General features: G+C 60.9%; 9 protein-coding genes. 3 read left to right on the top strand and 6 right to left on the bottom strand.

Annotated features, from left to right (window positions below):
- The first annotated feature begins 74 nt into the window (after nucleotides 1–74).
- Both LMG28727_RS00965 and LMG28727_RS00960 read left to right on the top strand, forming a co-directional pair.
- Complete coding sequence (locus LMG28727_RS00965; protein ID WP_201640451.1) at nucleotides 75–1,784, top strand: ShlB/FhaC/HecB family hemolysin secretion/activation protein; 1,710 nt, start codon at nucleotides 75–77, stop codon at nucleotides 1,782–1,784.
- A 304-nt stretch (nucleotides 1,785–2,088) separates the two neighbouring features.
- Nucleotides 2,089–2,571: a DUF2147 domain-containing protein gene (locus LMG28727_RS00960; RefSeq protein WP_201640450.1), complete on the top strand. Its 483-nt coding sequence runs from the start codon at nucleotides 2,089–2,091 to the stop codon at nucleotides 2,569–2,571.
- A gap of 190 nt (nucleotides 2,572–2,761) precedes the next feature.
- Here LMG28727_RS00960 and LMG28727_RS00955 read toward each other — a convergent pair whose 3' ends face one another.
- Nucleotides 2,762–3,220 carry a transposase gene (locus LMG28727_RS00955; RefSeq protein WP_201640449.1) on the bottom strand — a complete coding sequence of 153 codons (459 nt, stop codon included), beginning with the start codon at nucleotides 3,218–3,220 and terminating at the stop codon, nucleotides 2,762–2,764.
- On the opposite strand from LMG28727_RS00955, the gene LMG28727_RS00950 reads away from it, so the two are divergent.
- Complete coding sequence (locus LMG28727_RS00950) at nucleotides 3,219–3,380, top strand: hypothetical protein (protein ID WP_201640448.1); 162 nt, start codon at nucleotides 3,219–3,221, stop codon at nucleotides 3,378–3,380. The two genes, LMG28727_RS00955 and LMG28727_RS00950, sit on opposite strands and share 2 nt — an antisense overlap.
- A gap of 29 nt (nucleotides 3,381–3,409) precedes the next feature.
- Here the strand turns inward: LMG28727_RS00950 and zapE are convergent, their stop codons facing one another.
- The 5 genes from zapE to typA all read right to left on the bottom strand — a co-directional run bounded on the left by zapE (nucleotide 3,410) and on the right by typA (nucleotide 12,696).
- Nucleotides 3,410–4,507 carry a cell division protein ZapE gene (gene zapE, locus LMG28727_RS00945; RefSeq protein WP_201640447.1) on the bottom strand — a complete coding sequence of 366 codons (1,098 nt, stop codon included), beginning with the start codon at nucleotides 4,505–4,507 and terminating at the stop codon, nucleotides 3,410–3,412.
- A gap of 89 nt (nucleotides 4,508–4,596) precedes the next feature.
- Complete coding sequence (gene lpdA, locus LMG28727_RS00940; protein WP_201640446.1) at nucleotides 4,597–6,039, bottom strand: dihydrolipoyl dehydrogenase; 1,443 nt, start codon at nucleotides 6,037–6,039, stop codon at nucleotides 4,597–4,599.
- Nucleotides 6,040–6,177: 138 nt separating this feature from the next.
- On the bottom strand, nucleotides 6,178–7,458 hold the full coding sequence (gene odhB, locus LMG28727_RS00935) for a 2-oxoglutarate dehydrogenase complex dihydrolipoyllysine-residue succinyltransferase (RefSeq protein ID WP_201640445.1): 1,281 nt from the start codon (nucleotides 7,456–7,458) through the stop codon (nucleotides 6,178–6,180).
- Between the two features lie 143 nt (nucleotides 7,459–7,601).
- Nucleotides 7,602–10,463 (bottom strand): 2-oxoglutarate dehydrogenase E1 component, encoded by a 2,862-nt coding sequence (locus LMG28727_RS00930; RefSeq protein WP_201640444.1) that lies wholly within the window; start codon nucleotides 10,461–10,463, stop codon nucleotides 7,602–7,604.
- A gap of 406 nt (nucleotides 10,464–10,869) precedes the next feature.
- Nucleotides 10,870–12,696, bottom strand: coding sequence for a translational GTPase TypA (gene typA / locus LMG28727_RS00925; protein WP_201640443.1), 1,827 nt, complete (start codon nucleotides 12,694–12,696; stop codon nucleotides 10,870–10,872).
- Nucleotides 12,697–12,761: the final 65 nt, after the last annotated feature.

The raw sequence follows: 12,761 nt of genomic DNA, 5'->3' as shown, positions 1-12,761 counted from the left end.
TCACATAAGCGATCGCGACCAGCCCGGCCAGGCGGCACGCCCGCAACACAAGAATGGCATACGAGGAAAATCCGATGAAACTCGGGTACGGCAGCAAACGGACCCTTCTGCTCGCGGCGCTCGCAGCGAGTACTTTGCAAATGGAAGCACAAGCGCAGTCCCGTCCCGGCGGTGCAGCAGTCGGCGGCAACCCGCTCGATTCGCTGCCGCAGATCAAGGCGCCCGATCGCGGTCCCAGCGTGACCGTGCAGGTCGAGTCGCAAGCTCCGCAACTTCAGGAACTGCTCGCCCGCCACCTGACGCCCACGCGCGTGCAGGTCGAGGGCGTGAAGTCCATTCCATTCGATGAAGTCGCACAACGCTTCACGCCGCTCGTCGGCAAGGACATCACGGTTGGCGAGTTGATCGAGGTCGCCAATGGCGTCACGAAGCTGTACCAGGAGCGCGGCTATGCGCTGTCGTTCGCGTTCATTCCGACGCAATCGTTCGCAGACGGCGTCGTGCGGGTAACGGTAGTGGAAGGTTATGTGTCGGCGGTCAAGATCACCGGCAGGCCCGGTGCGGTGGAAGACAGGATTCGCGCGATCGCCGATCACATCGTCGCCGACCGGCCGTTGCGGCGCGCAACGTTCGAACGTTATATCAACGTGCTCGGCCTGTTGCCGGGCATCAAGGTCGCGGCCAACGTGGCGCCGCCGCAGAACACCGACGGTGCCACGACACTCGAACTGAAGGTGGATCGCAAGCCGTTCGATATCAGCGTGGGCGTCAACTTCAATCAGCCCGGCGTGCAGGGGCTGCTGACTGCCACCGAGAACGGGCTGACTTCGCTCGGCGAACAGTTGAGCATATCGGCGTTGCTGCCGAAGGGACGCGACAACGTCACTTATCTCGCCGCGCGCGCGGCGGTGCCGATCGGCAGCGACGGGTTGATCGGCAAGATCGACGCGACGCACTATCGCGGCAACCCGGTCGACAATCCTGGCTTGCCCGGCTACGTGCAGCGTACGGTGATCAACGACAAGGTGGGCGGATCGCTCGCGTATCCGCTCAAGTTGAGCAACACGCAGAGCGTGATCGGTACGGCATCGGTGTATGCGTCGCACGATGAGGATCGTTACAACAACCAGCAGACCGGCGCGCAGCTCGGCTTTCGTTCGCAAGTGCGCGTGATGCAGTTGCAGGCCGACTACACCGGCGTGGATACCGGGCAGGTGCGCCGCGCGAACATCAGCGTGTCGAAGGCATTCGACATTCTCGGTGCGTCGAAATCCGGCGATTCGAACGTGGTGGGGTCACCGGTGACCAATCCTGCGTCGATCAACTTCGTGAAGAGCGCCGCCAGTTTTTCGCAGACCAACGAATGGCCGATGAAGCTCGGCACCGCCGTCTCGCTGACCGGTCAATACAGCGCCGTCTCGCTGCCGACGTCGGAACAAATCTCGTTCGGCGCGCAACGTTTTGCGCAGGGCTATCAACCGGGTGAAGCGTCGGGCGATTCGGGCTGGGGCGCGATGTTCGAAATAAATCGCCCATTCACGCCGGGCTTCACTTATTTGCGCACGCTGGTGCCGTATATCTCGTTCGACATGGCGCGGGTTTATCTGCATGCGGGCACGCCGTCGCCGTCAAGACTCTCGTCGATCGCGTTCGGCTTCCGGATTTCGGATGCGAAGTACTACACGCTGGATTTGTCGGTGGCGAAGGCACTCGGCGATGCACCGGTGGAAAGCCCGTCACGCAGTCCGCGTATCAACGCCACGTTCTCGTACCAGTTGAATTGATTGCTTAAACACCGTCGATCGTTCAGCGTGCACGCGACCCGATTAGAGGGTCCACTATCAAACGTCGCGCGCACTTTCCCGTATTCTGCGCAGACGACATTCGAGCCACCACCATTCGAGCCGCCACGATAGTCAGCGGGTCGGGTCCCGAGTGACGGCTTGCGTGACAACAACCGTTCAGCTGCAGCAGACCTGAGAGGCACGACGAGGCATCACGGTGACCTGACACTGAGGACCGCCCGAGATGCCAATAACGCTGCGCGACCACGATCGCGCAGTCTTTCATCAAGGAGGAAATCAAAAAATGCAATTCGCTCAACAAGCTCGCACCCTCGCCGTTCGCACCGTCAGACATGCCGCTCTTGCCGGTGTGTTGCTTGCCAGCGCCGTCACGGCGATGGCGCAGACGGATACTCCGGCAGGCACATGGCAAACCATTGACGACAGCACGGGTCAGCCCAAGGCACTCGTGCAGATCACGCAGGACAGCAACGGTTTGTTCGACGGCAAGGTCATCAAGGGACTCGGCGCGAACAACCAGCCCGATCGGCGCTGCAGCGCATGTACCGACGCGCGTAAGGATCAGTTGATTCTCGGCATGACCATCATCAACGACATGCAGAAGGATGGCGACGGTTGGGATCACGGGCAGATTCTCGACCCGGAAAACGGCAAGGTCTACAAGTGCAAGATGCATCTCGAAGACGGTGGGAACAAGCTGGTGGTGCGCGGCTATATTGGCGTGTCGCTACTGGGCCGCTCGCAGACGTGGGTGCGTCAGCAATAACGCACGGATGGTTTGAAATCGTTGCCTGAGAGGCTGGCCGACGCGGATTGAAGTCCAGCACGACGTGAAGCTCGGGATGCCGGCAGAGCCGGTGCCTGGCCCTCAAAGCGGCCAGGATGAAACCAGAAAAAATGGCCGACGATCGTCATCGTTCGGCCATTTTTTATTTGACGCCACTGGATTGCGCCTGTCATGCAGCTTGCTTGAACGGCGACACATACATGAACGGCGATGAAGGTAGCGGTTTGGTGATTGGCTGGCTGTACAACGGCGGTACTGCGGCTGCCTGGCCTGAACCCTTCGCTGCTGAAGCAGCCTTGCGCTCGGCGCGTGCGTGGGTGCGCATGCGTGCTTCCATCAGATTGCAAAGCTCTTCGCCTGCTGCACCGACCAGTTGTTCGGTGACACGTTTGAGCACGCCGGATTCATACCATGCCTTGAAGCGGCGATGACACGTTTGATAGGACGGGTATTTACGCGGCATGGCCGACCAGGTCGCGCCGCTGTACATGACCCACAGAACGCCGTTGAGTACCGAGCGGGTATTGGCAAGTGGACGTCCCCGCAGCTCGGAGCGTGGGCGCAATTCGGGGAGCAACGGTGCGACGCGTTGCCATTCTTCGTCATTGATATCGCGGTGCAGATTCATGAATACTCCTTTGTCAGAAACAGGACAAAAGATATCCAGTCCTCCTCATGCGGAGAATAAGACCAATCTGAATCTTGAAATTAAGGCGTTCGACGTCGCCACTTCAACGTCTGCGCGCGACCTGATGCATCGCGTGGCACGCAGCATCCGGCTCGCGTGACCCGCGCTGGCGGGGCACGCACGCTCGTATCAGGTCAACGAGGTATCGACAATCCGGCGCGGCGTGTCGAGATATTCCTTCGACTGCATCTCGACAATGCGCGAAACCGTGCGCGTGAATTCGTTCGCCATCGGGCCGTCCACATACAGTTGCTCGGGCGGCACGGCGGCGGACATCAACAGCTTGACCTTGTGGTCGTAAAACACGTCGATCAGCCAGGTGAAGCGGCGCGCTTCCGAGGCCATCCGCGCGGACATCTGCGGCACGCTCGAGAGCACGACTGCATGAAAGCGGCTCGCCAGTTCCAGATAGTCGTTCTGCGAACGCGGACCGCCGCACAGCGTAGCGAAATCGAACCACACGACGCCATCAGCCTTGCGCAGCGCCTTCAGTTCGCGCTTCTCGATATGCAGGATCGGACTTTCATCAGGAACCGCGGCAAGACGCCCGAACGCGTCGCGCAGCGCCTTGTCGGCGGCCGCGCCCAGCGGCGAGCGATACACCTCGACCTGAGCGAGCGTGCGCTGCCTGTAGTCGATCCCCGCGTCGACGTTGAGCACGTCGAGCTTCGACTTGATCAACTCGATGGCCGGCAGCATGCGGTCGCGATGCAGCCCATCCGGATACAGTGTGTCCGGATCGTAATTGGACGTCATCACGAACTGCACGCCGTTCTCGAACAGCTTGTCGAGCAAACGGTAAAGAATCATCGCGTCGGCGATATCCGACACGTGGAATTCGTCGAAACAGATCAGCCGGTAACGCTTGGCAATGCGGCGCGCGAGTTCGTCGAGTGGATCGGCCTGGCCTTTCAGGTCTTCCAGTTCGCGATGCACTTCGCGCATGAACTCGTGAAAATGCAGACGCGTCTTGCGATGCAGCGGCACGATCATGTAGAAGCTGTCCATCAGGAAGCTCTTGCCGCGCCCGACGCCGCCCCACATGTACACGCCGCGCGGCAGGTCCGGCCGATTAATCAGCTTCTTGAACGCGTTCGAGCGACGCGATTTGTATTCGCCCCACTCTTCATAGCACCGCTGCAGACGGTCGACCGCCGCGCGCTGCGCCGGGTCCGATTGATAGCCGCGAGTCTGCAGTTCTTTTTCGTAGTATTCGGTGACGTTCATGGTGTTGCTGCAAAAAGAAAGGCGGGAGGGAGTGAACCCGCCCGCCTTTGTGGTGATGCCAGAATGCGTTCAGTCAGGCGTGCGCGTGATTACATGTTCAGCGCGCGCTTGTCGACGGCCAGCGCGGCTTCGCGCATGACTTCCGACAGCGACGGATGCGGATGGCAAATGCGGCCGAGGTCTTCCGACGCCGCCTTGAATTCCATCGCCACCACGGCTTCCGCGATCAGGTCCGATGCGTTGGCCGAGATGATGTGCACGCCGAGCAGTTCGTCGGTCTTCGCGTCGGCGATCATCTTGACGAAACCATCCGCCTTGTTGATGCCGAGCGCGCGGCCGTTCGCCATGAACGGGAACTGGCCCGTCTTGATCTCGCGGCCTTCAGCCTTCAGTTGCTGTTCCGTCTTGCCGACCCACGCGATTTCCGGTTCGGTGTAGATCACCCACGGAATGCAGTTGTAGTCGATATGCGGCTTCTGGCCGTCAATGATTTCAGCGACCAGCACGCCTTCGTCTTCAGCCTTGTGCGCGAGCATCGGGCCGCGCACCACGTCGCCGATCGCGTACACGTTCGGCACAGCCGTCGCGCAGTGGTCGTCGACGTCGATGAAGCCGCGTTCGTTCGCCTTCAGGCCGATGGCTTCGAGGCCGAGGTTGTCGGTGTTCGGCACGCGGCCGATCGACACGATCAGGCGGTCCGCGTCGAGCGTCTTCGCGTTGCCGTCCTTGTCCGTGTAAGCGATCGACACGCTTGCGTCGGTCGTCTTCACTTCGCCGACCTTCACGCCGACCTGGATGTCGAGGCCCTGCTTCTTGAACTGCTTGGCCGCTTCTTTCGACAGCGACTGGTCAGCCGCGCCGAGGAATTCCGGCAGCGCTTCGAGCACGGTCACTTCCGCGCCCAGACGACGCCACACCGAGCCGAGTTCCAGACCGATCACGCCTGCGCCGATCACCGCCAGCTTCTTCGGCACGGAGTCGAACGTCAGTGCGCCTTCGTTGTCGGCGACGATCTTGTTGTCGACCGGAATGTTCGGCAGATGGCGTGCCTTCGAACCCGTGGCGATGATCACGTTCTTTGCCGTCACGACTTCGCTGCTTGCACCACCCTCGCCTTCGCCGCTGACTTCGATCTGCACGCCGGCGTCCGTCTTGCCGGTGAACTTGCCGTGACCCTTGAGCCACGTGATCTTGTTCTTGCGGAACAGGAATTCGATACCCTTCGTCATCTTCTCGACGATGCTTTCCTTGCGGGCCAGCATCTTCGCGATATCGACCTTGACGTTTTCCACGGAGATGCCGTGGTCGGCGAGGTGATGCGATGCGTTTTCAAACTCTTCCGACGACGCGAGCAGCGCCTTCGACGGAATGCAACCCACGTTCAGACACGTGCCGCCGAGCTTCAACGCGCCGGCCGGGTTCTTCCACTTTTCGATACATGCGACGGTCTTGCCGAGCTGCGCTGCACGGATGGCGGCGATGTAACCGCCAGGGCCTGCGCCGATCACGACGACGTCAAATTCTTTGGACATGACAATCCTTTTGATGACGGAACGGCGCGCGGCCACACTTGGTGGCGCGCACCGTTCCTGTACTGCGGAATGCGAAAGACGTACTGCTCAGATGGTGCCGGTTTGTGCAATGACAAGCCGGCCCAGGGCTGATGGCAATTACAGATCGAGCAGCAGGCGAGCCGGATCTTCCAGCGCGTCCTTCATCGCGACCAGCGACAGCACTGCTTCGCGGCCGTCGATGATGCGGTGGTCGTACGACAGCGCCAGATAGTTCATCGGGCGGATCACGATCTGGCCGTTTTCGACCACAGCGCGTTCCTTGGTGGCGTGCACGCCGAGAATCGCGGATTGCGGCGGGTTGATGATCGGGGTCGACAGCATCGAGCCGAACACACCGCCGTTCGAGATCGAGAACGTACCGCCGGTCATTTCTTCGATCGACAGCTTGCCGTCCTTGGCCTTCTGGCCGAATTCGGCAATCTTCTTTTCGATTTCAGCGAGGCTCAGTTGATCTGCGTTACGCAGGATCGGCACCACCAGACCACGCGGCGAACCGACAGCGATACCGATGTCGAAGTAGCCGTGATAGACGATGTCGTTACCGTCGATCGACGCGTTCACGAGCGGGAATTTCTTCAGCGCGTGAACCGCCGCCTTCACGAAGAACGACATGAAGCCGAGCTTCACGCCATGTTCCTTCTCGAACTTGTCTTTGTACTTGTTGCGCAGGTCCATCACCGGAGCCATGTTCACTTCGTTGAACGTGGTCAGGATGGCGTTGGTTTGCTGCGACTCGAGCAGACGCTCAGCGATACGCGCACGCAGACGCGACATCGGCACGCGTTGTTCCGGGCGGTCTTTCAGCCACTGGTCGGCCGATGCCGGGCCCTTGACGTCCGGCAGCGACGGCTTCGCAGCCTTCGGTGCGGCAGCCGGTGCCGGTGCAGCCTTGGCAGCCGGAGCAGCTTGGCCTGCGCCCAGCACGTCACCCTTGGTGATACGGCCGTCGCGGCCCGTGCCTGCGACGTCGGCGGACGACAGGCCCGCTTCGGCCATCAGCTTGCCGGCAGCCGGCGAAGCTGCGGTGTTTGCACCCGTTGCGGATGCAGCTTGTGCAGCAGGAGCAGCAGCCGGTGCGGTCGTCGCAACCGGAGCGGGCTTCACTTCAGCTTCGACAGCAGCGGCGCCAGCGGTGCCTTCCGTGTCGATCTTCGCGATGACCTGATCGGCCACGACGATGTCGCCGTCGTTCGCGATCACTTGTACGAGCACGCCAGCCGAGGGTGCCGGCACTTCGAGAACGACCTTGTCGGTCTCGACTTCGATGAGAATTTCGTCGACAGCAATAGCCTCGCCGGGCTTCTTCTTCCACTGCAGCATCGTGGCTTCCGAGACCGACTCGGACAGCTGGGGAACCTTGACTTCAACAATAGCCATTATGAATATCCTGAATACGTATCGGGTGACGGCGCGGTGAACGACGACCGCCTGCGAACCGTGTATGCCGCGTGTGAATCTACTTGGATCACCAGATGCGGCACGGGAAAGCGCTGAGCGCCTTCCCGGTTCGCTGTTTCTGGTTATTTAGCGATCGACGCGCTCTTGAGGCGGCCGAAAGCGCCTTCGATCAGCGCCTTCTGCTGCTCGTAGTGCTTCGCGTAGTAGCCGACTGCCGGCGAGGCCGAAGCCGGACGGCCGCTGTATGCCAGCTTCTGTCCTTCCTTCATGCCGTCCTTCAGATGGTGCTCGATGTAGAACCACGGGCCTTGATTCTGCGGCTCGTCCTGCACCCAGACCACTTCGGTCGCGTTGTCGTACTTCTTGATTTCCGCTTCGAACTGCTTGTGCGCGAACGGATAGAGCTGCTCGATACGGATGATCGCGACGTCGTTCGCCTTGGTTTCGCGACGATGTGCAACCAGGTCGTAGTACACGCGGCCCGAACAGGCGACGAGACGCTTGACCTTCTTCGCGTCGATCGCTTCGTCCACTTCGCCGAGGATCGGCTGGAACGCACCCTTCGCGAGTTCCGACAGATCCGACACGGCTTCCTTGTGGCGCAGCAGCGACTTCGGCGTAGCGACGATCAGCGGCTTGCGGAACAGGCGGATCATCTGACGGCGCAACAGGTGGAAAATCTGCGCCGGCGTGGTCGGCTGAACCACTTGCATGTTGTGGTCTGCACACAGTTGCAGGAAGCGCTCGATACGTGCCGACGAGTGCTCCGGACCTTGGCCTTCATAGCCGTGCGGCAGCAGCATCGTGAGACCCGACACGCGGCCCCACTTCACTTCGCCCGACGAGATGAACTGGTCGATCACGACTTGCGCGCCGTTGACGAAGTCGCCGAACTGCGCTTCCCACGCGACGAACGTATTCGGTTCAGCGGTCGAGTAACCGTATTCGAAGCCCAGCACTGCCTCTTCCGACAGCACCGAGTCGATCACGTTGAACTTCGCCTGACCTTCGGAGATGTTCTGCAGCGGCACGTACGTACCGTCGTTCCAGCGTTCGCGGTTCTGATCGTGCAGCACAGCGTGACGGTGCGTGAACGTGCCACGGCCCGAGTCCTGACCGGTCAGGCGCACTGCATAGCCCGACGCGACCAGCGACGCGAATGCCAAGTGCTCGCCCATGCCCCAGTCGAGCTTCGCTTCGCCGCGGCCCATCGCGCGACGGTCGTTCAGAACGCGCTCGACCAGCGGGTGCACCTTGAAGTTTTCCGGCACCGTCGTGATGCGCTCAGCGAGACGCTTCAGCTCGGCGAGCGGCACGGCCGTGTCGGCTGCGTCGGTCCACTTGCGGTTCAGGAACGGAACCCAGTCGACCGCGTACTTGCTCTTGTAGTTCGAGAGGACCGGATCGACCGTGTGATGGCCTTCGTCCATCGCCTTGCGGTAGGCCTTGACGAAATCGTCGCCTTCTGCGGCGGTGATGACGCCTTGCTGCACCAGCTTTTCAGCGTACAGCGCGCGCGTGCCCGGGTGCTTCGCGATGGTCTTGTACATCAGCGGCTGCGTGACAGCCGGCGTGTCCTGCTCGTTGTGACCCAGCTTGCGGAAGCAGACGATGTCGACGACGACGTCCTTGTGGAACTGCATCCGGAAGTCGATAGCCATTTGCGTAGCCAGCACGACTGCCTCAGGATCGTCACCGTTCACGTGCAGAACCGGCGCTTCGATCATCTTGACGACGTCTGAGCAGTACAACGTGGAGCGCGAGTCGCGCGGGTCCGACGTGGTGAAGCCGATCTGGTTGTTGATGACGATGTGCAGCGTGCCGTGCGTGCCGTAACCGCGCGTTTGCGCGAGGTTCAGCGTTTCCATCACGACGCCCTGGCCCGCGAAAGCCGCGTCGCCGTGGATCTGCACCGGCAGCACTTGCAGGCCGCTGTCGTCGCCGCGACGGTCCATACGGGCCTTCGCCGAACCTTCGACCACCGGGTTGACGATTTCGAGGTGCGACGGGTTGAACGCGAGCGACAGGTGGACCGGGCCGCCGTCGGTCGAGACGTCCGACGAGAAACCCTTGTGGTATTTCACGTCGCCAGCCGGCAGGTCATCGACGTGCTTGCCTTCGAATTCGGCGAACAGATCAGCCGGCATCTTGCCGAGCGTATTGACCAGCACGTTCAGACGGCCACGGTGAGCCATTGCGATGACGATTTCCTGCACGCCCTTCGCACCGCCGTGACGAACGACTTCGTCCATCGACGCGATGAAGCTTTCGCCGCCTTCGAGCGAGAAGCGCTTCTGGCCGACGTACTTGGTGTGCAGGAAGCGCTCGAGGCCTTCGGCGGCCGTCAGGCGATTCAGGATGTGCTTCTTCTTGTCGTTGCTGAAATTCGGCGTGGAGCGGATCGACTCCAGGCGTTCCTTCCACCAGCGCTTCTGTTCCGGATCGCTAATGTACATGTACTCAGCGCCGATCTGGCCGCAGTACGTGTCACGCAATGCCTTGACGATCTCGCGCAGCGTCGCCTTCTCGAATCCGAAATACAGATTCGTGGCGCTGAACTCCTGGTCCATGTCGGCTTCGGTGAAGTCGTAGAACGCGGGTTCGAGTTCGGGAATAGCGGGACGTTCGCGGCGCTTCAGAGGATCGAGATTGGCCCATTGCGAGCCGAGGAAGCGATATGCGCCGATGAGGGATTGCACATAGACCTGCTTGCGAGCCGTAGCGAGGTCTTCGCCACCAGCTGCCGTGCGCGGGATGAAGGCATTAGCCTTGGCCCGTTGAGCAAACGATTCGACGATCGGGCCGTGGGCCACGTCGTTGGCATTGGAACCGTCCGTTGCCGGAACGTTCTGCAACGCGTCGAAATAGCTACGCCAGTTCTCGGGCACTGACGCCGGATTATCGAGATACGCTTCGTACATTTCTTCGACGTACGGAGCATTGCCGCCGAACAGATAAGAGTTCGACTGGAATTGCTTCATCATTTTTACGCTCACCTTTCTTCGAGTTTCTCGAGAAATAGCGGGTTACAGAACCTTCCGCGACACGGCCTGACCGTTTAGCGGATTGCGCGAATCAAGTCTTGCTTGGAAGGACCTAAAACTTTGCACCCGGGGAGCATAGCACAGAACGAATACCGCAGATAGCTGGTGGATTGCCGCTCAAGCCTGTCGCAGCGGCGTTTCCACGCTGATTGCGCCGTTCGCAATAGTCTTCTGTTGAAAATGGGGACAAGCATTGAAACACGCGTGAACTGTCGCAAACAGACAACAAAGCGCGCGCTCCACACTCCAGCCCCGGAAACGACAAAAGCCACCCGAGGGTGGCTTTTGTTTGTCACGCAATGCCTCACAAAAGAAGCACCGCGAATCCGTTGAGGCGAAAGACCGCTTAGTCCACCGCGCCCTTACGGCTTGCGCTGCGGCGCTCGTGTTCCTTCAGGTAACGCTTGCGCAGACGGATCGATTGCGGCGTGACTTCAACCAGCTCATCGTCGTCGATAAATTCGACTGCGTATTCCAGCGACATCTGGATCGGCGGCACGAGGCGCACTGCTTCGTCAGTACCCGACGAACGCACGTTGGTCAGCTGCTTGCCCTTGATCGGGTTCACGACCAGGTCGTTATCACGGCTGTGAATACCGATGATCATGCCTTCGTACAGCGGCTCACCCGGCGACACGAACATACGGCCGCGATCCTGCAGCTTCCACAGTGCGTACGCGACTGCCGCGCCATCGTCCTGCGAAATCAGCACGCCGTTGCGACGCTCGCCCACCGCGCCTTCCTTGACCGGCTGATACGAGTCGAACGTGTGGCTCATCAGGCCCGTGCCGCGCGTGAGCGTCAGGAATTCCGACTGGAAGCCGATCAGACCACGTGCCGAGATACGATATTCGAGACGCGTACGACCACGGCCGTCCGACGCCATGTCGAGCATTTCGCCCTTACGGCGGCCCAACTCTTCCATCACGCCACCCTGGTGGCCGTCTTCCATGTCGACGGTCAGGTTTTCGTACGGCTCGTGCTTCACGCCGTCGATTTCCTGCATCACCACGCGCGGACGCGAAACGGCCAGCTCGTAGCCTTCGCGACGCATGTTTTCCACGAGAATGGTCAGGTGCAGTTCACCGCGGCCCGCCACTTCGAACGTGGTTTCGTCGCCGGTTTCCTTCACGCGCAGCGCGACGTTGTGATTCAGTTCCTTCATCAGGCGGTCACGAATCTGACGGCTCGTGACGAACTTGCCTTCGCGGCCGGCCAGCGGCGACGAGTTGACGAGGAAGTTCATGGTCAGCGTCGGTTCGTCGACGGTGATCATCGGCAGCGCTTCCGGTTGTTCCGGTGCGCAGATGGTCACGCCAATACCGATTTCTTCAATACCGTTGATCAACACGATGTCGCCAGCTTCAGCCGAGTCGACCTGCACGCGCTCGAGGCCCTTGAACGACAGCACCTGGTTGATCTTGCGGTTCAGGATCGCGCCATCGGGACCCGAACGCACGGCCACCGACATACCCGGCTTGATCGTGCCGCGCGTGATACGGCCCACGCCGATACGGCCGACGTACGACGAGTAATCCAGCGACGTGATTTGCAGTTGCAGCGGCGCGCTCGGATCGGCCGGGCGAACCGGCACGTGTTGCAGCACAGCTTCGAACAGCGGGCGCATGTCGCCTTCGCGCACGTCCGAGGTCAGGCCGGCGTAGCCGTTCAGACCCGATGCATAAACGATCGGGAAGTCGAGCTGTTCGTCGGTCGCGCCGAGCTTGTCGAACAGGTCGAACGTCTGGTTGATCACCCAGTCGATACGCGCACCCGGGCGGTCCACCTTGTTGATCACGACGATCGGCTTCAGGCCGAGCGCCAGCGCCTTCTTGGTCACGAAGCGCGTTTGCGGCATCGGACCTTCGACCGCGTCGACCAGCAGCAGCACCGAGTCGACCATCGACAGCACGCGCTCCACTTCACCGCCGAAGTCGGCGTGGCCCGGGGTGTCGACGATGTTGATATGCGTGCCTTCGTATTCGACCGCGCAGTTCTTCGAAAGGATCGTGATGCCACGTTCTTTTTCGATGTCGTTCGAGTCCATCACGCGCTCGACAACCGCCTGGTTGTCACGGAACGTGGCGGTCTGACGGAGGAGCTGGTCGACGAGGGTAGTCTTGCCGTGGTCGACGTGGGCAATGATGGCGATGTTGCGTAGGGCGCGGGTCATAGGAAACCTGGAGACAGTTGAGTGCGCCGCTTGCTTATGCCGGTTGCTTACGGTTACTTGCTACT

Origin of the sequence: Paraburkholderia metrosideri, from assembly GCF_904848625.1 — a bacterium.
Taxonomy (GTDB): domain Bacteria; phylum Pseudomonadota; class Gammaproteobacteria; order Burkholderiales; family Burkholderiaceae; genus Paraburkholderia; species Paraburkholderia metrosideri.
Note: the sequence above shows the minus strand (reverse complement) of the source record. Positions and strands in the feature narration are given on the sequence as shown.

What these genes read in the sequence shown, in the direction of transcription:
- LMG28727_RS00965 (WP_201640451.1), top strand. Translation starts at nt 75, where the DNA reads ATGAAACTCGGGTACGGCAGCAAACGGACCCTTCTGCTCGCGGCGCTC.
- LMG28727_RS00960 (WP_201640450.1), top strand. Translation starts at nt 2,089, where the DNA reads ATGCAATTCGCTCAACAAGCTCGCACCCTCGCCGTTCGCACCGTCAGA.
- LMG28727_RS00950 (WP_201640448.1), top strand. Translation starts at nt 3,219, where the DNA reads ATGAATACTCCTTTGTCAGAAACAGGACAAAAGATATCCAGTCCTCCT.
- LMG28727_RS00955 (WP_201640449.1), bottom strand. Translation starts at nt 3,220, where the DNA reads ATGAATCTGCACCGCGATATCAATGACGAAGAATGGCAACGCGTCGCA.
- zapE (WP_201640447.1), bottom strand. Translation starts at nt 4,507, where the DNA reads ATGAACGTCACCGAATACTACGAAAAAGAACTGCAGACTCGCGGCTAT.
- lpdA (WP_201640446.1), bottom strand. Translation starts at nt 6,039, where the DNA reads ATGTCCAAAGAATTTGACGTCGTCGTGATCGGCGCAGGCCCTGGCGGT.
- odhB (WP_201640445.1), bottom strand. Translation starts at nt 7,458, where the DNA reads ATGGCTATTGTTGAAGTCAAGGTTCCCCAGCTGTCCGAGTCGGTCTCG.
- LMG28727_RS00930 (WP_201640444.1), bottom strand. Translation starts at nt 10,463, where the DNA reads ATGATGAAGCAATTCCAGTCGAACTCTTATCTGTTCGGCGGCAATGCT.
- typA (WP_201640443.1), bottom strand. Translation starts at nt 12,696, where the DNA reads ATGACCCGCGCCCTACGCAACATCGCCATCATTGCCCACGTCGACCAC.